Source organism: Candidatus Pelagibacter sp. HIMB1321 (assembly GCF_900177485.1).
Lineage (GTDB): Bacteria > Pseudomonadota > Alphaproteobacteria > Pelagibacterales > Pelagibacteraceae > Pelagibacter.
The window spans coordinates 244,208-266,854 of sequence record NZ_LT840186.1 but is presented as its reverse complement, the minus strand read 5'-3'; the positions used below and the strand labels follow the sequence as shown (position 1 = coordinate 266,854).

29 protein-coding genes are annotated in these 22,647 nt (G+C 30.1%); 8 read left to right on the top strand and 21 right to left on the bottom strand.

What is annotated here, in order from left to right; genetic code table 11:
* Window positions 1–18: 18 nt before the first annotated feature.
* Window positions 19–849 (bottom strand): phytanoyl-CoA dioxygenase family protein, encoded by an 831-nt coding sequence (locus tag B9N70_RS01420; RefSeq protein ID WP_085114036.1) that lies wholly within the window; start codon window positions 847–849, stop codon window positions 19–21.
* Window positions 850–895: 46 nt separating this feature from the next.
* Here B9N70_RS01420 and msrP point away from each other — a divergent pair, with 46 nt between their 5' ends.
* Window positions 896–1,804, top strand: coding sequence for a protein-methionine-sulfoxide reductase catalytic subunit MsrP (gene msrP, locus B9N70_RS01415; protein ID WP_085114035.1), 909 nt, complete (start codon window positions 896–898; stop codon window positions 1,802–1,804).
* Complete coding sequence (locus tag B9N70_RS01410; RefSeq protein ID WP_085114034.1) at window positions 1,804–2,388, top strand: sulfite oxidase heme-binding subunit YedZ; 585 nt, start codon at window positions 1,804–1,806, stop codon at window positions 2,386–2,388. The genes msrP and B9N70_RS01410 overlap by 1 nt, the downstream gene beginning before the upstream one ends.
* On the opposite strand, the gene B9N70_RS01405 is transcribed toward B9N70_RS01410, so the two are convergent.
* From B9N70_RS01405 to B9N70_RS01375, 7 genes are all read right to left on the bottom strand, one after another.
* Window positions 2,374–2,943 carry a nucleotidyltransferase family protein gene (locus tag B9N70_RS01405; protein ID WP_085114033.1) on the bottom strand — a complete coding sequence of 190 codons (570 nt, stop codon included), beginning with the start codon at window positions 2,941–2,943 and terminating at the stop codon, window positions 2,374–2,376. The genes B9N70_RS01410 and B9N70_RS01405 overlap by 15 nt on opposite strands.
* Window positions 2,940–3,620, bottom strand: coding sequence for an XdhC family protein (locus B9N70_RS01400; protein ID WP_085114032.1), 681 nt, complete (start codon window positions 3,618–3,620; stop codon window positions 2,940–2,942). The genes B9N70_RS01405 and B9N70_RS01400 overlap by 4 nt, the downstream gene beginning before the upstream one ends.
* The gene (locus B9N70_RS01395; protein WP_085114031.1) at window positions 3,620–3,949 is read right to left on the bottom strand and encodes an XdhC family protein; all 330 of its coding nucleotides are present in this window, start codon (window positions 3,947–3,949) and stop codon (window positions 3,620–3,622) included. Before B9N70_RS01395 ends, B9N70_RS01400 begins: the two co-directional genes overlap by 1 nt.
* Window positions 3,950–3,970: 21 nt before the next feature.
* Window positions 3,971–4,756, bottom strand: a complete 786-nt coding sequence (locus B9N70_RS01390) for an FAD binding domain-containing protein (RefSeq protein ID WP_085114030.1) — start codon at window positions 4,754–4,756, stop codon at window positions 3,971–3,973.
* 12 nt (window positions 4,757–4,768) lie between these two features.
* Window positions 4,769–7,147 carry a xanthine dehydrogenase family protein molybdopterin-binding subunit gene (locus B9N70_RS01385; RefSeq protein WP_085114029.1) on the bottom strand — a complete coding sequence of 793 codons (2,379 nt, stop codon included), beginning with the start codon at window positions 7,145–7,147 and terminating at the stop codon, window positions 4,769–4,771.
* Window positions 7,148–7,164: 17 nt separating this feature from the next.
* Complete coding sequence (locus tag B9N70_RS01380) at window positions 7,165–7,626, bottom strand: (2Fe-2S)-binding protein (protein WP_085114028.1); 462 nt, start codon at window positions 7,624–7,626, stop codon at window positions 7,165–7,167.
* A 123-nt stretch (window positions 7,627–7,749) separates the two neighbouring features.
* A complete protein-coding gene (locus tag B9N70_RS01375; protein ID WP_085114027.1) occupies window positions 7,750–8,325 on the bottom strand; it encodes an SRPBCC family protein in 576 nt (191 codons plus the stop codon).
* 22 nt (window positions 8,326–8,347) lie between these two features.
* On the opposite strand from B9N70_RS01375, the gene B9N70_RS01370 reads away from it, so the two are divergent.
* Window positions 8,348–8,593, top strand: a complete 246-nt coding sequence (locus B9N70_RS01370) for a DUF1244 domain-containing protein (RefSeq protein ID WP_085114026.1) — start codon at window positions 8,348–8,350, stop codon at window positions 8,591–8,593.
* Here B9N70_RS01370 and B9N70_RS01365 read toward each other — a convergent pair whose 3' ends face one another.
* A complete protein-coding gene (locus B9N70_RS01365; RefSeq protein ID WP_085114025.1) occupies window positions 8,594–9,094 on the bottom strand; it encodes a molybdenum cofactor synthesis domain-containing protein in 501 nt (166 codons plus the stop codon). It lies immediately after the preceding gene.
* A 14-nt stretch (window positions 9,095–9,108) separates the two neighbouring features.
* Here B9N70_RS01365 and B9N70_RS01360 point away from each other — a divergent pair, with 14 nt between their 5' ends.
* The 3 genes from B9N70_RS01360 to B9N70_RS01350 are packed head-to-tail and all read left to right on the top strand — an operon-like array spanning window position 9,109 to window position 11,397.
* A complete protein-coding gene (locus tag B9N70_RS01360; RefSeq protein ID WP_085114024.1) occupies window positions 9,109–9,855 on the top strand; it encodes a sulfite exporter TauE/SafE family protein in 747 nt (248 codons plus the stop codon).
* A 28-nt stretch (window positions 9,856–9,883) separates the two neighbouring features.
* A complete protein-coding gene (locus B9N70_RS01355) occupies window positions 9,884–10,474 on the top strand; it encodes a putative 2OG-Fe(II) oxygenase (RefSeq protein ID WP_085114023.1) in 591 nt (196 codons plus the stop codon).
* 17 nt (window positions 10,475–10,491) lie between these two features.
* Window positions 10,492–11,397 carry a homocysteine S-methyltransferase family protein gene (locus tag B9N70_RS01350; protein ID WP_231909409.1) on the top strand — a complete coding sequence of 302 codons (906 nt, stop codon included), beginning with the start codon at window positions 10,492–10,494 and terminating at the stop codon, window positions 11,395–11,397.
* Here the strand turns inward: B9N70_RS01350 and B9N70_RS01345 are convergent.
* Together B9N70_RS01345 and B9N70_RS01340 are read right to left on the bottom strand one after the other, a co-directional pair.
* On the bottom strand, window positions 11,390–12,277 hold the full coding sequence (locus B9N70_RS01345; protein WP_085114022.1) for a DMT family transporter: 888 nt from the start codon (window positions 12,275–12,277) through the stop codon (window positions 11,390–11,392). The genes B9N70_RS01350 and B9N70_RS01345 overlap by 8 nt on opposite strands.
* The gene (locus B9N70_RS01340; protein WP_085114021.1) at window positions 12,274–12,753 is read right to left on the bottom strand and encodes a YbaK/EbsC family protein; all 480 of its coding nucleotides are present in this window, start codon (window positions 12,751–12,753) and stop codon (window positions 12,274–12,276) included. The genes B9N70_RS01345 and B9N70_RS01340 overlap by 4 nt, the downstream gene beginning before the upstream one ends.
* A gap of 143 nt (window positions 12,754–12,896) precedes the next feature.
* Between B9N70_RS01340 and glnA the strand changes: the two genes are divergently transcribed.
* Window positions 12,897–14,303, top strand: a complete 1,407-nt coding sequence (gene glnA, locus B9N70_RS01335) for a type I glutamate--ammonia ligase (RefSeq protein WP_085114020.1) — start codon at window positions 12,897–12,899, stop codon at window positions 14,301–14,303.
* A gap of 7 nt (window positions 14,304–14,310) precedes the next feature.
* Here the strand turns inward: glnA and B9N70_RS07085 are convergent, their stop codons facing one another.
* From B9N70_RS07085 to B9N70_RS01290, 9 genes are all read right to left on the bottom strand, one after another.
* Window positions 14,311–14,481 (bottom strand): hypothetical protein, encoded by a 171-nt coding sequence (locus tag B9N70_RS07085; RefSeq protein WP_172819937.1) that lies wholly within the window; start codon window positions 14,479–14,481, stop codon window positions 14,311–14,313.
* 66 nt (window positions 14,482–14,547) lie between these two features.
* Window positions 14,548–14,883 carry a HesB/IscA family protein gene (locus B9N70_RS01325; protein WP_085114018.1) on the bottom strand — a complete coding sequence of 112 codons (336 nt, stop codon included), beginning with the start codon at window positions 14,881–14,883 and terminating at the stop codon, window positions 14,548–14,550.
* Window positions 14,883–15,179, bottom strand: a complete 297-nt coding sequence (locus tag B9N70_RS01320) for an iron-sulfur cluster assembly protein (RefSeq protein WP_085114017.1) — start codon at window positions 15,177–15,179, stop codon at window positions 14,883–14,885. The genes B9N70_RS01325 and B9N70_RS01320 overlap by 1 nt, the downstream gene beginning before the upstream one ends.
* A 5-nt stretch (window positions 15,180–15,184) precedes the next feature.
* On the bottom strand, window positions 15,185–15,655 hold the full coding sequence (sufU, locus tag B9N70_RS01315) for a Fe-S cluster assembly sulfur transfer protein SufU (RefSeq protein WP_085114016.1): 471 nt from the start codon (window positions 15,653–15,655) through the stop codon (window positions 15,185–15,187).
* Window positions 15,655–16,872 (bottom strand): aminotransferase class V-fold PLP-dependent enzyme, encoded by a 1,218-nt coding sequence (locus B9N70_RS01310; RefSeq protein WP_085114015.1) that lies wholly within the window; start codon window positions 16,870–16,872, stop codon window positions 15,655–15,657. Before B9N70_RS01310 ends, sufU begins: the two co-directional genes overlap by 1 nt.
* Window positions 16,862–18,109 (bottom strand): Fe-S cluster assembly protein SufD, encoded by a 1,248-nt coding sequence (sufD, locus tag B9N70_RS01305; RefSeq protein WP_085114014.1) that lies wholly within the window; start codon window positions 18,107–18,109, stop codon window positions 16,862–16,864. The genes B9N70_RS01310 and sufD overlap by 11 nt, the downstream gene beginning before the upstream one ends.
* On the bottom strand, window positions 18,109–18,843 hold the full coding sequence (gene sufC / locus B9N70_RS01300; RefSeq protein ID WP_085114013.1) for a Fe-S cluster assembly ATPase SufC: 735 nt from the start codon (window positions 18,841–18,843) through the stop codon (window positions 18,109–18,111). The genes sufD and sufC overlap by 1 nt, the downstream gene beginning before the upstream one ends.
* Window position 18,844: 1 nt before the next feature.
* A complete protein-coding gene (gene sufB / locus B9N70_RS01295; RefSeq protein WP_085114012.1) occupies window positions 18,845–20,287 on the bottom strand; it encodes a Fe-S cluster assembly protein SufB in 1,443 nt (480 codons plus the stop codon).
* A complete protein-coding gene (locus B9N70_RS01290) occupies window positions 20,263–20,715 on the bottom strand; it encodes an RrF2 family transcriptional regulator (protein WP_085114011.1) in 453 nt (150 codons plus the stop codon). The genes sufB and B9N70_RS01290 overlap by 25 nt, the downstream gene beginning before the upstream one ends.
* A gap of 145 nt (window positions 20,716–20,860) precedes the next feature.
* Here B9N70_RS01290 and B9N70_RS01285 point away from each other — a divergent pair, with 145 nt between their 5' ends.
* A complete protein-coding gene (locus B9N70_RS01285; RefSeq protein ID WP_440912530.1) occupies window positions 20,861–21,505 on the top strand; it encodes an alpha/beta hydrolase in 645 nt (214 codons plus the stop codon).
* Here B9N70_RS01285 and B9N70_RS01280 read toward each other — a convergent pair.
* Entirely contained in the window at window positions 21,502–22,647 is a 1,146-nt protein-coding gene (locus B9N70_RS01280) for an anhydro-N-acetylmuramic acid kinase (RefSeq protein ID WP_085114009.1), read from the bottom strand. The two genes, B9N70_RS01285 and B9N70_RS01280, sit on opposite strands and share 4 nt — an antisense overlap.

Sequence of the window (22,647 nt, the reverse complement as noted above, 5' to 3'; positions counted from 1 at the left end):
AAAAGATTAAAATTCAATTTATTTTGAATATAAGGTGGGAAACATTTTTCCCACCAAACTATCGCCGTTGCTATAGCCTTCTTTTTCAAAAATTAATCTTTCTTCTTTAGCCCAATCTCCACGATAGTTTATTTTTGATCCTTCTTTTGCCATTCGAAGTGTAAATCGATGTATATCAGATTTTGGCACTGCTTCATGTAAGCCACCGTGCAAAGTCCTAATATCAAAATATACGCAGTCACCAACTTCAAGATCCCATTCTAAAAATTCATATTTAGATTTATTATTGAGAATATCTGGTGTTAATTCATATTTTTTTCCATTAACTATTCCGGCTTCACCATCAACATAATGCCCATCATTAAATCTTGTTCTTAAAAAAAACTTATCCCACAAATGGGAACCTTTTACCCATGCAATACCTTCTTCTTTTTTTACTGGCTCTAATGGTATCCACAAAACACACATTGATCCTTCAAAATCAAAATAGGAAATATCATGATGAAATGGTGGTTTTGATTTTGAGCCAGCCTCTCTAAAAAACCAATTATCCATAACTAAGTTAATTTGATTAGCATTTAGTAATTCAGATGCAATTTTCGCTGTAGGTGAATTAAAAACAAAATTCTCGAATTCATCATGTAAGTTCCAAGTCCAAAAATCCTCTAAATATTTGGGTGAATTTTCATTTTTTGTGTGATTTGTAAATCTTGGGCTTGGATTAGATTTAGCTTTTTCAAAGCCTTGTTTTAATATTTTAATCCAATGGTCATCAAATTTATCTTTAATTAATACTGCTCCATCTTGTTTATATTGAGATATATGTTCATTAGAAAGTATTGATGACATAATGTTAAATTGTTTTTTATCTATAAAACATTAACATATTTAAATAATGAAAAAATTTAAATATTCTGAAATTACACCTGAAAAAATTTACAACAAAAGAAGAAAATTCATTAAAACTTTTGGACTTGGTATTGGTTCTTATGCATTAACAACTGTTTCAGGATTAAATGAAAGTTCTGCTAATACTGATCTTTCAAAACTAACATCCTATGAGGATGTCACAACTTATAATAATTATTATGAATTTGGAACTGGTAAGAGTGATCCGTATATTAAATCTCAAAGTTTCAAAACTCGTCCTTGGAACATAAGTATAGAAGGTGAAGTAAAAGAGCCAATAAATCTTTCAATTGAAGAGATATTAAATTCATTTAATTCTGAAGAACGCGTTCAAAGATTAAGATGTGTTGAGGGATGGTCAATGATTATTCCTTGGATGGGTTTTTCTTTAAGTGAAATTTTAAACAAAGTTAAAATAAAACCAGAAGCAAAATTTGTTAAATTTACAAGTGTTTTTGACCCAGAGCAAATGATTGGTCAAAGAAGAGCAGTTTTAAATTGGCCATATGTAGAAGGTTTAAGATTGGATGAAGCAATGCACCCTCTTACCACAGTTGTAACTGGGGTTTATGGAAAAACTTTGCCAAATCAAAATGGAGCTCCACTAAGAATTTTCATCCCTTGGAAATATGGATTTAAAAGTGGAAAAGCAATTGTGAAAATTGAATTAGTTAAAAAAATGCCAACTAGCTCTTGGATGTGGGCGTCACCAAGAGAATATGGTTTTTACTCTAATGTAAATCCTAATGTAAATCATCCAAGATGGTCACAAGCGACCGAAAGAGTAATTGGTGCTGATATATTCGCACCAAGAATTAAAACATTAATGTTTAATGGTTATGGGGATGAAGTTGCACATTTATACTCGGGTATGGATCTTAAAAAATATTTTTAATGAAAAAAATATTTAAACCTGGTTTTTTTATTTTAAGCCTTATTCCGCTAATAATAATTTTATATAGAATATTTTTTAATCAACTTGGTCCTGAACCAATAAAAGAAATTACTCATCATACTGGAGAATGGACTTTATTATTTTTGATTTTTACTCTCTCAATGACACCTTTGAAAAAGTTAACTAACTTAAGTATTTGGATTTCTTTCAGAAGAATGTTTGGTCTATTTGCCTTTTTTTATGCATCTCTTCATTTGATGACTTATGTTGGATTGGATTATCGATTTGATTTGAACAGTATCTCAAAAGACGTTTTAACAAAAAAATTTATCTTTATTGGTTTTGCAGCTTGGCTTTTGATGGTGCCATTGGCAATCACCTCTTCTAAAAAGATGATTGGTTTACTAAAGCATAATTGGAAAAAACTACACAAGTTAATTTATGTGGTATCAATTTTTGGAGTAGTTCACTTTATATGGCTTGTTAAAAAAGATTTAACTGAACCTTTGATATATCTTGCAATAATAATGTTATTACTTGCTTTCAGAGTCGATTATAAAAAGTTTCTTCTAAAAATCAGATAATTTATCAAAATCTTTGAATATTTTATCTGTCTTTACATTTAAGAAAACTGAATCTTTTTTTAACCTCTTAACCATAAATTTAGCTCCAACATCACCCTTAATCTTCTTAAATTTATTTAATACAGAAATATTAAATCCAATTGGGTTTCCAATTTTATTTTTAAACTTTAAAAGATGAACTAAATTATTGTTATCTAATATTGATTTATAAATTTTATTTAAATGAGTTGATTTTATAAATGGCATATCAGATTGGACAATTAAGAAACCTTTGTTTTTTTTGCCTATTTTTTTTAGTCCTTCTTTAATCGAAGATGCCATGCCAGATTTAAATTTTTTATTAACTACAAATTGTATTTTTTTACTTTTCAAAGTTAATTTTTTTACTTCTAAATGTTCATGACCAAGAACAATAATAATTTTTTGAATTTTACTTTTGATAAGTTGACTTAAAATATGGTTAATTAAAAATTTTTTTTTATATTTGATTAATAATTTATTTTTTATTGGTACTCGTTTTGATTGACCTGCAGCAAGTAAAATTGCTGTAATCATTTTTTATAAGTCTCTGATACTAGCTGAGCAATAATTGAAAGGGCTATTTCAGGTGCAGATTTTCCTCCAAGCTTTATACCAATTGGTCCAAAAATTGAATTTATTTGATTTTCAGAATATCCAGCTTCTTTTAATCTTTCACATCTATTAGCATGTGTTTTTTTGCTTCCAAGCGCTCCAATATAATAAAATTTTTTATCTAAAGCATATTTTAATGCTGGATCATCAATTTTTGGATCATGTGTAAGAGCAATTAATGCTGTATTAGAGTCAGTTTCGATTTCTTTTAAAGCTTCATCTGGCCATTTATTTAAGATGTCTATATTGGGAAATCTTTTTTCAGATGCAAAATAACCTCTTGGATCAATGATTGTAATTTCAAAATTTAAACTTTTTGCAAAATCTACTAGGTATTGCGCAATATGGACAGCACCAACAATAATAACTTTAATTGGCCTAATATAAGTTTCAACAAAAATATCTGCTCCATCAATTACGCCATTATTTTTTAATTTAAAAAAACTATCTATTTGATCTTTGTATTGAATAAAATCTTTATCAAGAACCTCATCTAATTTGTAAACTACGGAATTAGAATTTTTTAAATTTGTTACTATTGCAAATTCTTTTTTTTGTTTTTTTAAATCAACAATCTTTTTTAGAATTGAATGTTTCATCAATTAAATTGCTCTAAATAAACTGCGATTTCTCCACCACATGCTAAGCCAATCTCCCAAGCACTTTCATTTGAAACTTTAAATTCTAACTTTTTAAAGGGCTTGTTATCATTAATTAATTCTTGAGCTTCTCTAACTACTGCAGACTCAACACAACCACCTGAAACAGAACCTGAAAAATCACCTTTTTCATTGATAATCATTCTACTACCCGTGGGTCTTGGTGAAGATCCCCAGGTTTGAATAACTGTTGCTAAAACTACTTTTTGATTAGCATTAATCCAGTCATTTGCTTCATCAAGAATTTTTTCATCAAATGAGTTTCTCATTCGAGAAAATATAGATTTAAACTAACAAGCTTCAACAGCTTTTTTAGCATATAGAGAAACTAGGTTGGCTCTATATTCTGCAGAAGCATGCATATCTGAATTCATTTCACTATCATCAAGTTCTATACCTTCAATTACACTTGATGAAAAATCAGACGAAAGTTTTTTAGACAAATCTTTATCTATATAAACACACGATTTTGCACCTGTTACCGCAACATTTACTTCTTTTTTATGTTTAGCGACAAATACACCAACTATTGCATATCTTGATGCTGGGTTTGGATGTTTTTGATAGTCAGCTTTTTCTGGAATTTCAAATTCAACAGCCTCAACTATCTCTCCCTTTTTAAGAGCTGTTTCAAACATTCCTTTAAAAAATTTACTTGCTTCAATCTTTCTGTCACTTGTATGAATAACAGCGTTCAAAGCCATACAAGCAGATGGATAACAAGCTGAAGGATCATTGTTAGAAATAGATCCACCAATAGTGCCTTTATTTCTTACTTGAGCATCCCCAATATTGCCTGCTAATTTTGCTAGTGCTGGAATAGCTTTTTGAACTTCTTTTGATGCAGCAACCTCTGCATGTTTAGTTGTTGCACCAATTGTAACTGCCTTAGAACTAACTTTAATTCCAGATAGTTTTTTTATCTTTTTAAGATCAATTACATCTTTATAGGTTGCCATTCCTAATTTCATTGAAGGAATTGAAGTCATACCTCCAGCTAAAAAAGCAGAACTTGTTGAGGCTAACTTTGATGCTTCTTTAACATCTTTTGGTGAATGATAACTAAAAGTTTTCATAATTTTCCTCCCCTATGCTGCTTTTGCTTTTGATTTTTTCATTGCTTTACAAGCCTTCCAAACTTTTTCAGCTGTAGCTGGCATCGTAATTTCCTGACCACCTAATGCATCAATTACTGCATTCATAACTGTTGGCGGTGATGCAATAGCTCCTGCTTCACCACAACCCTTAACACCTAGTGGGTTTGATGTTGCATGAGTACAAGTAAATCCAAGATTAAACTCAGGGAAATTATCAGCTCTAGGCATTGTATAATCCATATACGATGCTGTCATCAACTGACCTGTTTCATCATATTGAGTATTTTCATGCAAAGCTTGTCCTATACCTTGCGCTAAACCTCCGTGAACTTGTCCCTCAACAATATTTGGATTAACTATTCTTCCAAAATCATCTACCGCTGTATATTTTTCAACTTTTACATTTCCAGTATCAGGATCTATTTCCACTTCACAGATATGTGAACCTGCTGGGAAAGAAAAATTTGGTGGATCATAAAAAGCAGATTCTATTAAACCTGGCTCGTCTCCTTCAGGTATTGGAGACTTCATTTCATCTCTTTGACCTGGAACATAACAAGCAAATGCTATCTCACCGATTGTTTTTTTCTTATTAGATTTAAGTGCTACAAATTCACCATCTTTGAATTCAATCTCATCTGGACTGACTTCAAGCATTTTTGCTGCAACCCTTTTGCCTTTTTCAACAATTTTTTTACAAGCATTGACAATTGCAATACCGCCTACTGTCAATGATCTTGAACCGTAAGTACCCATTCCAAATGTACTTTTATCTGTATCACCATGAACAACATCTATATTCTCCATTGGTACACCAAGTTCATCAGCTGCAATTTGTGCAAATGTCGTGTCATGACTTTGTCCGTGACTGTGTGAACCTGTGAAAACAGATATTTGTCCAGTAGGATTAAATCTTACCTCTGCAGATTCCCATAAGCCTACTCCACATCCCAATGACATTACTGCAGCTGATGGCGCAATACCGCAAGCTTCAAAGTAAGAAGAAACTCCAATACCTCTTAATTTTCCATTTGATTCAGATTGTTTTCTTCTAGCTTCAAAACCAGCATAATCTGCCATTTGTTTGGCTTTTTCTAAACCAGCAACATAGTCACCAGAGTCAACTGTGTGAACTAGTGTTTGTTTGAATGGAAACTGAGAAGGGAAATTTTTCATTCTAATCTCTGTTTTGTCAATTCCTAATTCCATAGCAGCTTTTTCGACTAATCTCTCAATTGTGTAAGTTGCTTCTGGTCTTCCAGCACCTCTGTAAGCATCTACTGGAGCAGTATTAGTATAAACTGCTTTAACATTTGAATATGCCGCAGGGATTACATAGACACCTGTAGCACATGGTCCAAATAAATAGGTTGGTGTTACTGTTCCAAACACTCGAGCATAAGCACCAAGGTTTGCAATAGTTTCATTTTTAAAACCTAAAAATTTTCCATCGTTTGTTACAGCAAGCTCTGCGTGAGTAACATGATCTCTTCCATGAGTATCAGTTAAAAAAGATTCAGTTCTCTCAGCAACCCATTTAATTGGTCTTTCAATTTTTTTTGAAGCCCAGCTACAAACTATTTCTTCGTTATAAACATTAATTTTTGAACCAAAACCACCTCCAACATCTGGAGCAACCACTCTTAATTTATTCTCTGGTGCAACATTACCAAATGCAGACATTACCAATCTTGATAAATGTGGATTTTGACTTGTAGTATATAAAGTAATTTCTTCAGTTGCCGTGTTATAATCTACAACACATGCTCTTGGCTCCATTGCATTTGGAACTAATCTATTATTAATTAAATCAACTTTAATAATTTTATCGGCTTTAGCAAAAGCTTCATCAACAGCTTTTCTATCACCAAGCAACCAATCATAACATAGGTTTTTATCCACATCTTTATGAATTGACTCGCTGTCCATTGCTTTAGCTGGATCAACCACTGCTTTTAAAATTTTATAATCAACTTCAACTTTTTCTGCGGCTGCTTTAGCTTCATCTAAACTTTCAGCAAAAACAACAGCGATAGGCTCACCAACAAAATTTGCAAATTCATTTGCAAGTGGAGGATTGTTTGGAACTTTCATCTCAGATCCATCTTCACTTCTTATTGCCCACCCAGCAATTAAACCTCCAATTTTATCTTCTGCTATTTCTTTACCAGTTAGCACACCTACAACACCTGAGGATTTAAGTGCTTTTGAAGTATCTACTTTTTTTATTTGAGCTCTTGCGTGAGGAGATCTTACAAATATTGCATAAGTTTGATTTGCAATATTTATGTCAGCAGTATAACTGCCTTTTCCTGTTAAAAATTTTTTATCTTCTTTTCTTTCAACTCTTGATCCAACTAAACTTGCCATATTTATTCCTCCTTAATTTACATTTTTCCTGCTGCTTCTTTAACTGCAGCAACAATATTTTGGTAACCTGTGCATCTACAAATATTACCTTCTAACCATTCTCTTATTTCTTGGTCGCTCGGATTTTTCTTTGTTTGTAATAGATCGACTGCACTCATCACCATTCCTGGCGTACAATATCCACATTGTAGTCCATGTGTTTTTTTAAATGCTTCTTGCATTGGATGAAGTTTCCCGTCTTTTGCTAAACCTTCTATGGTTGTGACCTTTGACCCTTCAATATCTACAGCTAGTGTTGAGCAGCTCTTTACAGATTTTCCATCAATATGTACTACGCATGCACCACATTGACTGCTGTCACATCCAACATGCGTTCCTGTTAAATTTAGATTATCTCTTAAAAATGTTGATAAAAGTGTATGATCTGGAACTTCTTTGCTTACTTTTTTTCCATTAACTTCTAGTGTTACTTTTGCCATATAAGCAACCTCCTTTAATTAAACTACTTGATCATAAGTAAATATTAGTTTCAATTGCTAAAATAATTTAGTTTCTACCTTTGGTAGAATATGACTTTAAATTTTATTGAAAATGGAGAATTTTTAGAAAATGAAATATGCTAAAATTAACGCACCCACAACAACTGCAGAATATATCAAAATTTTATTTTGATTTTTACTCTTTATATTATCTTGATTAATTAATTTTTGATCAATTTGATCTTTATTACTACCTTCATCAGTTGAACTAATTAATTCTGAAAATTTTCCAAAAAATATGTCAGCCATTTTCTTTGCTGTCATATCTATAAGTCTAGAGCCAACTTGAGCAATTTTTCCACCAACATTTGCCTCAACTTCATAAATCAATTTAGTTCCTTGTTCGTGATCTTCTAATTTTACAAAAGCTTCGCCTGATGCAAATCCAACCGGGGAATTGCCAGAGCCAGTAATTTTATAACTGTTTGGAGGATTAAGATCTTTTAACTCTACATCTCCAGTGAAGCTAGCATTGAAAGGACCAATTTTATTAGTTGCTTTAGCAGTAAATTCTGTTTCTGAATTTTTTGTAAACTCTTCACATCCTGGAATAGCTTTCTTTAATATTTCAGGATCATTTAAAGCTTCCCATACTTTTTCTTTTGATAAATTTATTTGATATGATCCAGAAAGTTTCATGGTATATTTATATTAAATTTTTATGGACGATAATACAAAAAAAGAACTTCAGTCTGCTGCTTTTGAAAGGTTAATAAACCATTTAAGAGAAAGAAAAGATGTTCAAAATATTGATTTAATGAATTTAGCAGGTTTCTGTAGAAATTGTTTATCTAAATGGTACCGAGAGGAGGCTGGAAAAAAAGGTATTGAAATTTCAGATCCTGATGCAAGAGAGCATGTTTATGGAATGCCCTACTCTGAGTGGAAAGAAAAGTATCAGAAATAATTATTTTTCTTTTAATCTAGGGATTAGTTCAACAAAATTACAAGGTTTGTGATTAACATCTAACTGATGTTTTAAAATTCCTTCCCAAGCATCCGTGACACCTCCTGAGGAACCTGGTAATGCAAATACATACTTACCATTAGCAAGCACAGCACATGCTCTTGATTGAATAGTAGAAGTTCCAATTGTTTTGTAACTTAAATATCTAAAAATTTCACCAAAACCTGGAATGTACTTATCTGCAATTTCATCTAATGCTTCTGGTGTAATATCTCTACCTGTTAAACCTGTTCCACCAGTTGTAATAATTACATCAACTTGATTGTTGTTTAACCAGTCTTTGAGAATTACTACAATATCGTCTTTATTGTCTTTGCAAATCTTTCTATCTATTAAATTGTGATTGGCTTCATTAATTTTTTTTACAAGTATTGCTCCTGATTTGTCATTATCTATTGTTCTAGTGTCTGTTACAGTTAATAATGCTATATTTACTTTCATAAGATTTTTTTAATATGTTTATATTATCAATATTATTTTTTATAACAGCAATTTTGTATTCAAGTGTTGGTTTTGGCGGGGGATCAACTTATCTTGCTCTACTATTAATTTGGGATGTTCCTTATTATATTTTTCCTGTCCTAGCTTTAATTTGTAATATTATAGTCGTTTCTGGAAATTCAATAAATTACATAAGAACTGGGAATTTAAATCTTAAGTTATTGCTACCGTATTTAATAGGTTCTATCCCTTTTGCTTTTATTGGAGGATCAATAAGTTTAGACAAAGAAGTTTTTGAAATCATTTTATTTTTAGTGCTTAGTATTGCTGGCTTTCTTTTATTAATAAATAGTAACTCATATAAAGAGACCAAGCTTAAAATTAGACAAATACCAAAATATATATCCATTATCATTGGTTCAATACTAGGATTATTATCTGGTATAGTTGGAATTGGTGGTGGAATTTTTTTAAGCCCTATTCTTTTTTTATTAAAAGCTGGATATCCAAGACAGATAGCTACAACAGCTTCATTATTTATATTAATAAACTCGATATCTGGAGTTTTTGGTCAATTCACAAAACAAAACATATTAAATAATATTATTGATTATTGGCCTTTATTCATCTTAGTTTTTATAGGTGGACAAATAGGCAATTTTCTTAACTTAAAATTTCTATCAAATAAATTATTAGCAATTATTACTTCTGGACTAGTTATATTTGTGGCAATTAGAATTGGTTTAAAAATCTTTTCTTAAATTTAATATAGTGTATTAGCAATAAAATATGAAAAATATTAAACCTTTTGGGCCAACAATTGGAAAAACTAGAATTTCGAGAAATTTTATAAAAAAAATTAACAGTGAATTTGATTTAAAAACTAAAAATAAAAAATCTGATTATAGCTCAAAACTTGCAAGTCAGATTAAAAATGAAATTAAATTAAATTCAAATTTTATTAAAAAAAATTTAGCTAAAGAAATAATCATTAATGCTAAAAAATTTTTGAAAAATGAAAAGATATTAAAAATAAAAGAAATTCGTATTTTAAACGTGTGGGTTGTTAGACAATTCAAAGGTGAATACAATCCTATTCATTATCATGAAGGTGACTTATCGGGAGTTGGTTATTTAAAACTACCAAAAAACATGACTAGAAATAAAGAAGTAAAAAATAAAAAAATTAGAACAAATGGAACTATAGATTTTATTAATGGTCAAAAAAATTTTTTGAGCAAAAGTATTTATAATGTTATTCCAAAAATTGGTGATATGTATATTTTTCCAAATTACCTAATGCACACAGCTTACCCATTTAATGTAGAAGGTGAAAGAAGATCTTTTTCATTTAATTTAAAGATAATATTTCAAAAATAATTAATAGATTAAGAAAAATGATTGATCTAGATTTTTTTAAAACAACTAGAATACTTGATGGCGGTATGGGTCAGGAATTACTTGCAAGCGGTATGAAACCTAATGGAACTTTGTGGAGTGCAAATGCAGTGCTCAAGGAAGAGTATCATCAACTTCTTTTAGATACTCATTCTAATTTTATTAAAGCAGGTGCAGAGGTAATTATAACAGCTACTTTTACCATGCGAAGAAAAAGGTTAAGAGATAATTCTGTTGAAGATAAGTTTGAATACTTAAATCAAAAAGCTGGTGAAATAGCTTTCGAAACAAAAAAAGATTATCCAAATGTTAAAATAGCTGGTGGATTGCCTCCTCAAAATTTAACATATGAAGCAGATGAAAGAGATGAGAATGAGATTGAAGATAACCTTAATGAACAAGCAAAATTACTAGATCCTTTTATTGATTTTTATTATTTTGACGTTTTAAGCAGTGTGAAAGAGTTCAAATGTGGAATAAAAGCTATCAAAGAATTTAATAAGCCCTACTTAATTGGAATACACATATCTGAGGGAACAAAATTACCAAGTGGAGAAAAAATCTCAGAAATCAAAAAAATCATAGACAAAAATGCACTTGGTGTAATGCTATCTTGCGTATCCCCTGAGACCTATGAGCAAAACTTTGATGAGATGAAAAGTTTAGGAGTGCCTTTTGGTTTTAAATTTAATGCATTTCAAACAACAAAACCAAAAGGTGGTTACACAAATAATTATGGAAAAAGCAAAGGAAATCCTAATGAATTTTTAGGACAAAGAACTGATCTAAATCCAATTAAAATTGCAGAGTTTGCGAAAAAATTTAAGGAAGGTGGTGCTACTATTTTAGGTGGTTGTTGTGAAACGAGACCATCACATATTAAAGAAATTGCAAAGCTTAAGTAGTTTTTTTAATACCAGCCTTTTTAACAAAATATATTCCAATAATTACTGCAAACAAAGAAACCAAAACTTTGATTGTTATTATTTCATCTAGAAAAATATAACCTAGGATAACTCCAAAAATTGGAATTAAATAAGAGACTTGTGATTGAAAAATTAATCCATTTGTTGTTAGAATTTTAAATCTTAATAACCAAGCTAAACCTGTTGAAACTAGACCTAAATAAATTACTGATATAGTTGAGTCTAATCTCGGAGTTGAATTCCAAGGTTGTTCAACTAAACTTACAAGTGGTATCAATATTATAGTTGCCCAAATTAGTATCGAACCAGTTACATTTTCATTTTTCTTCTTACTTATTTTTAAAGTCAGCAATCCTCCAATAACATAACAAGTGGCACCTAGAAGAATTAATAAAGCAGAACTAAAATTATTTTCTGTAATTAATAAATTATCTGAAAATAAATAAACAATACCTGAAAAACCAATTAAAACACCAATAGTTCTTGTAAGGTCAAATCTCTCATTTTTTGTATAAAAGTGACCAAGAACTGTTGAGCTTAAAGCTGTTGATGACATTAAGATTGCAGCTAAATTACTTTGAACAGATTTAACACCATAAGCAATTAAAAAAAATGGAGCCACTAAATTGATAAAACCAATCATTGCAAACCAATGCCAATCTTTTGAAAAAGCTTCTACTTTTATTTTTTTAAAATAACAAAGTAACAAAACAGGCAGAGCTCCAAAAAAAACTCTTAGAAAAGCAATTGTAATAGGTCCAAATGAATAAGTTGCTATTTTGATATTAGAAAAAGCAGATGCCCATATCACGGCTAATACGGTTAATAATATATAGTCAATTAGTATAGGTTGTCTCATTCAGTAATATCTAAAATTGAACCATCTGTTATTTGAACTAAATTTTTAAAATCTATCTTAAAAACACAGTTTGGATGACCTGCGGCTGCATAGAGCTCCTTAAACCTATCTAAATTTTTATCAATATAAATATCGATCTTTTTTAAATGACCTACTGGAGAAACGCCTCCAATAGTATAACCTGTTACCTCTTTAACATCTTCAACTTTTGCCATCTCCATATTCTTAATATCTAATCTTTTTTTTAGTTTATTTAATGAAGCCTTTTTATCTCCTGAGACTAAACAAAGAATGAACTTATCATCAGCTGAAAAAAGTAGACTTTTAACAATTGCTCCTACTTCACATTTAAGAGAATTAGCGGCATCAGCAGCAGTTCTTGCAGATGTTGCAAGCGAAATCACATTAAGATTACTGTCAAATTCTTTAAGAAATTTTTCTGCTCTTTGCACTGATTCTTTTTGTAAAAAACTCATTATACAACTTTTGATTGCTAGTAATTTTGACCTTTAAATAGCACACTTATGTAAAATTTGCATAGGTGTTATATGTTAATAGAGCGTTGTTAAACAACACTAATTTGATAATTCATACACACAAAATTTAAAAAGGAGTAAAAATGAGTGCATCAAATGTTTTAAAATTTATTAAAGAAAAAGAAGCAGAATTCGTAGATCTTAGATTTACAGATCCAAGAGGTAAACTTCAACATTTAACAATGGATGCAACTATTGTTGATGAAAATATGCTTAACGAAGGTGTTTTCTTTGATGGTTCATCAATTGCTGGTTGGAAAGCTATTAATGAATCTGACATGATTTTAAAACCAGATACTGCAAGAATGTTTATGGATCCATTTACATCGCACAATACAGTAGTACTTTTTTGTGACATCTTAGATGCTGTAAAAAAATCTCTCTATGAAAGAGATCCTAGAGGTGTTGCTAAAAAAGCAGAAGAATATCTAAAATCTTCAGGCATAGGTGATAAAGCCTTTTTTGGTCCAGAACCAGAATTTTTCGTTTTTGATGATGTAAGAATTAATAATGATCCAAACAACACAGGATTTGTTTTAGATAGTAAAGAAGGTCCATATAACTCAGGTAAAGTTTATGAAAACGGAAATATGGGACATAGACCTCCAGTTAAAGGTGGATACTTTCCTGTACCTCCAGTTGATAGTGAACAAGATATGAGAGGAGAATATCTTAAGAATTTAAAAGAGGTTGGAATTAAAGTTGAGAAACATCATCACGAGGTTGCTCCAAGTCAGCACGAACTTGGTATGTATTTTGGAACTTTAGTTGATCAAGCAGATAACGTTCAATTATACAAATACGTTGTGCAAATGGTAACACACTCATTTGGTAAAACAGCTACTTTTATGCCTAAACCAGTTGCTGGAGATAATGGATCAGGAATGCACATTCACCAATCAATTTGGAAAGGTAATACTCCAGTATTTTCAGGTGATGCGTATGCAGGTTTATCAGAAACTGCTTTGCACTATATTGGTGGAATATTAAAACATGCAAAAGCAATTAATGCATTTGCTAATTCAACAACCAATAGTTACAAAAGATTAGTTCCTGGTTTTGAAGCACCAGTGCTACTTGCATATTCTGCGAGAAATAGATCTGCATCATGTCGTATACCAATTACCTTAAGTAAAAAAGGTGCAAGATGTGAAATCAGATTTCCAGATGCATCTGGTAACCCATACCTTACATTCGCAGCAATGCTAATGGCCGGTCTTGATGGAATTAAAAACAAAATTCATCCTGGTGAGTCATTTGATAAAGACTTGTATGAGCTTCCACCTGAAGAAGTAAAAGCTATTCCAACAGTTTGTGGATCATTGAGAGAAGCAATGGAAAGCTTAGATAAAGATAGAGATTTCCTAACTCAAGGTGGGGTATTTACAGATGATCAAATCGATGCTTACATTGCACTTAAATTTGAGGAGATTCATAAATTTGAGCACGCACCTCATCCTGTTGAGTTTGAGATGTACTACAGCAGTTAATATTTAATTACTGTCTAGTAGTTGCAACTGTGTCTTTGTTAATTCCTTTTTTGACCACGTAGTCCTGCGTGCCGTTAGCACCAGTTTCTACTTCTTTTCTTAGGTCTTTAAAAAAAGTTCTCTGTTGCAGAGAATTTTTTAGGGATTTAACTAAGTTTTTAAATTCAAATTTGTTCATATGAATCATATACATTAGATATGCATATTATGCAATACTGATATGCGTGTTATGGGATGTTATGTCCTATCCTATTTTAAAGGACTCTCCGCACCCACATCTCTCAGTTTCATTGGGATTATTAAATACAAATGATGAGGATAACTCCTCTTTTTTGTAATCCATTTCAGTACCAAGCAAGTACATAATAGCAGCAGAGTCTACAAAAACTTTTACACCTTTATCCTCAATTATCTCATCACCTGGATTTGCTTTTTTGGTGTATTCCATCACATAAGACATGCCCGCGCAACCACCTGACTTAACTGAAACTCGAACCCCTAAAGCATCTTTTTCTGCTTGGGACATAATTTCCTTAATACGTTGAGCTGCGTTATCACTGAGTTTAATTATTGGGTTCATTATAAATTTAACTCCAATTTTGCAGCTTCAGACATCATATCTTTATTCCATGGAGGGTCCCAAACTAATTGTAAATCTACATCCTCTATTTCTTCAACTTGCATTGCACCATCCTTAACTTCTTTTGGCAAACTTTCTGCAACTGGACAATTTGGAGTAGTTAATGTCATTTTAATTTTTGCTTTTTTATCTTCAACTTGAATATCGTAAATTAAACCCAGCTCATAAATGTTTACTGGCAGTTCTGGATCATAAATTTTTTTAATTTCTTCAATTATTTTTTCTTTTGTACTCATAATGTTTAATTTGTTTTTTCAGTATTAACTTCTATATTTTTTCCATCAATTGCTGTCACTAATGTGTGCCAAGATAAAGTCGCACACTTTACTCTCATTGGATATTGTTTTACTCCAGATAAACACATAAGCTTTGTTTTTTCATCCTCTTTTAACAGATTTGTATTTAAATCTGGATTTTCTTTGATCATTGATAGAAAGTCCTCAACAATTTCTTTAACTTCTTTTTCAGCTTTACCTTTAATAAGATCAGTCATTATCGATGCGGAGGCCATAGATATCGCACATCCACTTCCTTCAAAAGAAATATCATGAACTTTTTTGTTTTCATCTAATTTTAGATAAACATGTACATTGTCACCACATAATGGATTATTACCTTTCGCATCTTTATTAAAGTTTTCTGTTTTTCTTAAATTTCTCGGGTTTTTCCCATGTTCTAAAATAATCTCTTGATATAGTTCTTTTAAATTCATTATAGATCAAAAATTTTTTTACACTTATTAATAGACTCATTTAATTGGTCTAAATCATCTTTGGTGTTATAAATTCCAACAGACGCTCTAGCGCTAGCAGGAATTCCCAATTTATCATGAAGGATTTGACAACAGTGGTGTCCTGCTCTTATTGCTACGCCATCTTCATCTAAAATTGTTGCGATATCATGTGGGTGCACTCCTTCAATAGTAAATGATAATACACCACCTTTATTTTTTGGATTCCCAATTAATTTAACAGAATTATTTTTTTTTAAAATTTCCTGTCCATATTCAATTAATTCTTTTTCATGTTGGATCACATTTTCTATTCCAACCTTTTCTAAAAATTTTATAGACTGATCAAATGCTATGACTTGAGCAGTTGCCATTGTTCCAGCTTCATATTTGTTAGGCAAATCACCATAAGAAATACGGTCTTTTTTCACCTCTCTAATCATTCCGCCACCACCCTGGTAGGGAGGTAATTCATCTAGCCATTTTTTTTTACCATAAAGAATACCAAGCCCTGTGGGTCCATACATTTTGTGACATGAAATAGCATAAAAATCACAATCTAAATCTTGAACATCAATTTTTAAATGTGGCGCTCCTTGACATCCATCGACAACAACAATTATGCCTTTTGAATGCGCTAATTGTGTTATTTCCTTAATTGGTAAAATTGCACCTGTTACATTTGATAAATGATTAACAGCAATAATCTTTGTTTTTGCAGTAATTAATTTTTCAATATTCTCAATAGGAACTTCACCAAATTCATTTGTTTCAGCAAAGTTAATTTTTATATTTTTAGATTTTCTTAAAAAATGCCAAGGCACATAGTTAGAATGGTGTTCCAATTCTGTGATAATTACTTCATCACCTTCTTCTAAATACTTTTGCCCTAAAGTATTTGCAACTAAATTAAGAGCTTCTGTTGCACCTTTTGTAAAAACAATTTCGTTTTTATCTTTAGCATTAATATATTTTTGAACAGATGTTCTTGTATTTTCATACAAATTTGTTGCTGCAACAGCTAAATAATGAACACTTCTTCCAACGTTAGAAAATTGCTTTGTATAAAATTCATTTATTCTATCAATAACCACTTTTGGTTTTTGTGATGAATTTGCACTATCTAAATAAACAAGGTCATTATTTTGAATTTTTTCATCAAAAATTGGAAACTCTTTTTTAATCTGATCAATTTTCATCTTTTATTCCAGTTATTTTTTTTATTAATTCTTTGATCTCAGGGTCAGATATTTTTTCTATAACTTCCTGTAAAAAGCCATTTATAAGAAGTTGCCTTGATTGATAATATGATAATCCTCTCGACATAAGATAAAAAATAGCATTCTCATCAATATTTCCTGAAGTTGAGCCATGTGAGCATTTTACATCATCAGCATAAATTTCTAGTTCAGGTTTAGCATTAAATTCGCTTTCACCACTTAGTAAAAGTGCTCTACTTAATTGATAACCATCTGTTTTTTGAGCTTTCTGATCAACGAAAATTTTTCCTTGATATACTCCCTTTGATTTTTCATTTAGTGCATTCTTAATTAGTTGATAACTTCGACAATTTTCTTCATTGTGATTAATAGTTGTCTTAATTTCATGTTGATTGTCTTTACCTAGATTTAAAATACCATTAATAACTGCTGATCCATATTGTTGATTTAATGAGCAATTAATTTCATGTTTTTTAAATTTAGACCCACTAGAATAAATAAAGTATTCTAAATGACTATTTTTATTTAAATCAATTTCATCAAAATTATATTCAATAATATTTTTTTTATCTTTATTAATATCAAAAACCTTGAGAACAGCATTGTCTTTTATGGTCGTACTGCAGAAACAATTAAAAAAATTAATATGCTTAGGTGTGTTTGATAAATTTATAACCTCTAATGAACTATCTTCTCCAAGGACTAATTCTATATTCGAATTGATAATAGAAGACTTGCTTTTATCTGAAATATTGCTGTAAATAATCAGTGGTTTATTAGCTTTATATCCGCTTAAAACCTCAACTTTAAGTCTCTTTTTAACAAAAGCATGATTTAAGTTAACTAAACTATTTTCATTTATTTGCTCATCATAATATTTTTCATTAGAAATTTTAATTTTTTCTATATCTTCAAATTGAAAGTTACTTCTAAAAAAAACACCATCTAATAAAAAAATTTGATTATGCTCAAATTCTTTTATAATTTTAAAATATTCTTCTTTAGTATCAATTAAGTCTTGCTGAAAATTAAAATTTTCAAATTCTGATTTTAATATCTGATTTAAATCTAGAAATTTCCAATCTTCTAATCTTTTATTTGGGAATCCATTCTTTAAAAAATTATCAAAATTTAATTTCTTTATTTCTAATTCTTTGGAGGAAAGATTATTATCTTTTACAGATTTTTCAAAATTTAATTGTAATTCATCAAGCATTATTCAAAATCCTCATAACCTTTTTTTTCTAAATCCATTGCTAGCTCAGGCCCACCTGATTTTATAATTTGACCATTTTTAAGTACATGTACAAAATCAGGTTTTATATAATCAAGTAATCTTTGATAATGAGTTATAATTAAAAAAGAGTTGTCTTTTGTTCTTAATGAATTTACTCCTTCTGAAACTATTCTTAACGCATCAATATCTAATCCAGAATCAGTTTCATCTAAAATAGATAATTTTGGATTTAAAATTGACATTTGAAGTATTTCATTTTTCTTTTTTTCACCACCAGAAAAACCTACATTCAATTGTCTACTCAATATTTTTTCATCAAATTTTAATTCTTTAGATTTTTTTTTAATCAGTTTTAGAAATTCTAAGGCATCAAGCTCTTTTTCTCCTCTTGCTTTTTTTATAGCGTTTAATGATGTTTTTAAAAATGTATTAGTATTTACTCCTGGAATTTCCAGTGGATACTGAAATGCCAAAAATATTCCTTTGTGGGCTCTCTCTTCTGTTTCTAATTCTAATAGATCTTCTTTGTTGAAATTAACTTTACCTTCAATTTCATATCCTTTTTTTCCAGACAAAATATTTGATAGTGTACTTTTACCTGAACCATTAGGGCCCATTATAGCATGAACTTCTCCAGGATTAATTTCTAAATTTAAACCTTTTAGAATTTCTTTATTATCAATTTTTGCTTTTAAATCTTGAATTGATAACATTTTAACCCACGCTTCCTTCTAAACTTATCCCAACAAGTTTTTGCGCTTCCACTGCAAATTCCATAGGCAATTGTTGAAGAACTTCTTTACAAAAACCATTTACAATTAAACTTACCGCTTCTTCTTGGCTTAGCCCTCTTTGATTACAATAATAGAGTTGCTCATCGCTAATCTTTGATGTTGTTGCTTCGTGTTCTATATTTGATTTTATATTTTTGTTCTTAATATATGGAATAGTATGAGCTCCACATTTGTTTCCCATCAATAGGGAGTCACACTGTGTAAAATTCCTTGAATTATCTGCTTTTGAAGAGATGTCTACGAGCCCTCTGTACATCATATCAGATTTTCCTGCTGAAATTCCTTTAGATATAATTTTACTTTTTGTATTTTTACCAAGATGAATCATCTTTGTTCCAGTATCTGCTTTTTGATGATTGTTAGTAATGGCAATAGAATAAAATTCACCTGTTGAGTTATCACCTTTTAATATACAGCTTGGGTATTTCCATGTGATTGCAGATCCTGTTTCTACTTGTGTCCAAGAAATTTTAGAATTTTTTCCCTTACACAATCCTCTTTTTGTAACAAAATTATATATACCACCTTTACCATTTTCATCACCTGGGTACCAATTTTGGACTGTTGAATATTTAATCTCAGCATCATCAAGTGCAATTAATTCAACATTGGCTGCATGAAGTTGATTTTCATCTCTCATTGGAGCAGTACAACCTTCTAGATAACTAACATAGCTACCTTTATCCGCTATGATAAGAGTTCTTTCAAATTGACCTGTTTCAGATGCGTTAATTCTAAAATAAGTTGATAGTTCCATGGGGCATCTAACACCTTCAGGAATATAAACAAAAGATCCATCAGTAAAAACTGCTGAATTTAATGTAGCAAAAAAATGATCTGTTGTTGGAATTACTGAACCAAGGTATTTTTTAACAAGTTCTGGATGTTTTTGAATTGCTTCTGACATCGAGCAAAAAATTATTCCTTGTTTTGTTAATTCTTCTTTAAATGTTGTTGCAACTGAAACAGAGTCGAATACTGCATCTACAGCTATTCCATTTATTCTTGCTTGTTCTTGAAGAGGAATGCCAAGTTTTTTATATGTTTCTAAAAGTTTAGGATCAAGTTCATCTAAACTTTTTGGTTTGTCGTCCATGCTTTTTGGTGCTGAATAGTAATACAAATCTTGATAATCAATTTTTGGATATTTTGGCTTTTGCCAATTTGGCTCTTTTAGAACTTTAAATCTTTCGAATGCATTTAGTCTAAATTTTAACATCCACTCTGGCTCTTTTTTAATATTGGAAATAAATCTTATGACATCTTCATTTAGACCCTTGGGTGCTCTTGTATTTTCAATATCTGTAGAAAATCCATATTTATAATCTTTAAGCTTTTCTATATCTTTTTCTCTAGTGTCCATTCTGAATTCTTTCTTGTATTTTTTTTTGTGATTAAATCCTCTAAACTTTTTTCTTCAAAAAAGTTATTGATATGATTTTCTAATTCATCCCAAAGATTATGAGTTAAACATTTAGTTGCTTTTCCATTACATCCTTTTTTAGATTCTTTTTTACACTGAACAGTCTTTACTTTTTCATCTACTGCATCAAAAATATTCGTAAGTTTGATTTCATTCGGTTGTCTATTTAAAACATATCCACCCTGTGTTCCTCTAATACTTTGAACAATTTCTTTTTTTTTTAATTTTGAGAAAATTTGTTCAAGAAAGTCTATTGATATACCTTGTCTTAGAGATATATCTCTTAGAGAAACTGGATTATCACGATTAAATCTAGCTAAGTCTACTAGAGCGGTGACAGCATATCTTCCTTTTGAGGTTAGTTTCATAAAATTTATTGATTTACGAGGGTATATAGATACTTGACTAAAATAGTCAAGTTTAGGTCACTAAAAAAAGTACTAACATTTTGACGCGCAGATATGCTAAATAAACGTCTTTTTATTCAAAAATTTAAATAATATGGACAATAAAATTTTAGAAATATTTATACCTGGACCAGCTGGAAGATTAGAGGCGAAATATTTTAAGAGTAAAAAAAATACCTCTCCAGTTGCTTTAGTTCTTCAGCCACACCCGCAATATGGCGGAACAATGAATAATAAGGTTGTTGTGGAAACATTCAAAACATTCATGGAAAATGATTTTTCAGTTTGTAGAGTAAATTTTAGAGGTGTCGGTAAAAGTGATGGTGAATTTGATAATGGTCAAGGAGAATTGGCTGATGCTGCAGCAGCTTTAGATTGGCTTGAAAGAGAAAATTTTGACAACTCTCAATGTTGGGTTTCTGGTTTTTCTTTTGGATCCCTAATAGCTATGCAATTACTAATGCGTAGACCTGAGATCAATAGATTTATTGCAATTTCTCCTCAACCAAATGCTTATGACTTTTCATTTCTTTCACCATGTCCCACTTCTGGGATGATGATTTATGGCAAAAAAGATGAATTAGTTCCTCTGGAATATATAACGGAGTTAGATAAAAGATTAAGTGCTCAAAAAGGAATTAAAGTTGAATTTCAATCTGTTCCTGATGCAAATCATTTCTTTTCAAAAAGTGAAGATCAATTAGTTAAGCATTTAGATAAATATATAAAAAAAGAAACAGCTCTTTATTAATAATTTTTTATAATCTGACCACCTAATGATGGATTTTCACATCTAGTTGTTGTTGGAAAAGTAATTGGTAAATTTAAAATTCTTTTTACCGCAAGATATCCAAATGCCTGAGACTCTATAAAATCACCATCAAATTGATAAACATCAATATCTTTAATTATTAATTTTTTATCACCAAAATATTTATAAATATTTTCAACAAGTTTTTTATTTTTTCTACCTCCACCACATATAATAAAATTTTTAACCTCAATATTATTAACTTGATTAATTTTTTTTAAACCTTCTGAAATTAAATAAGCAGTAAATTCATTTAATGTTGAACATCCATCTTCAAGATTTAAACCTTTTGCAAACGAAATATCAAAATCATTTATATCCATTGAATCTTTAATCGAAGATATTTGAAAATTATCTATAGATTGATTTAGAATTAATTCATTAACTTTTCCAGATGATGCAAGAAATCCATTTTCATCAAATTTTTTATTGCTATTTTTCCTCATCCATTCATCAATTAAGCAATTACCAGGGGCGATGTCATACGCAAAAATTTCTTTTTGAATCTCTTTATTACCTAAAATAGTAGAAACATTAGTAATTCCACCAATATTAATAATGTTTAAAGGATAAGTTAATTTTTTTTTCTTATTTATTTGCTTTGAAATTAGATAATGAAATATTGGAGTTAAAGGAGCTCCTTGCCCAGAATTATCTATATCTTGTTTTCTGAAATTATTAACAACTGTACAATTTGTTAGTTGAGATAAAAGATTACCATCTCCTAACTGCTTAGAAATTTTTTCTTTAACATTGTGGTAAACTGTTTGTCCATGGAAACCTATTAATTCAGGTTTTGGACCATTTTTTTTGACAAATTCATTTATAATTTTAGCATTAAAAATTGTGAATTTCTTTTCAATTTCGCCTATAGATACAATATTTTCATCTAAATCTTTAAGCTCGTTAATTTTTTTTCTAAGAGATATTAAATCTTTATACAATTCATTACTAAATTCATAAAATTCATTAGATATTTGCTCAAAGTAATCATGTCCATCTGTTTTGATTAAAGATACATCAACTCCATCCATCGAAGTTCCACTCATTAAGCCTAGAACGGTAAATATTTTTCTTTTCAT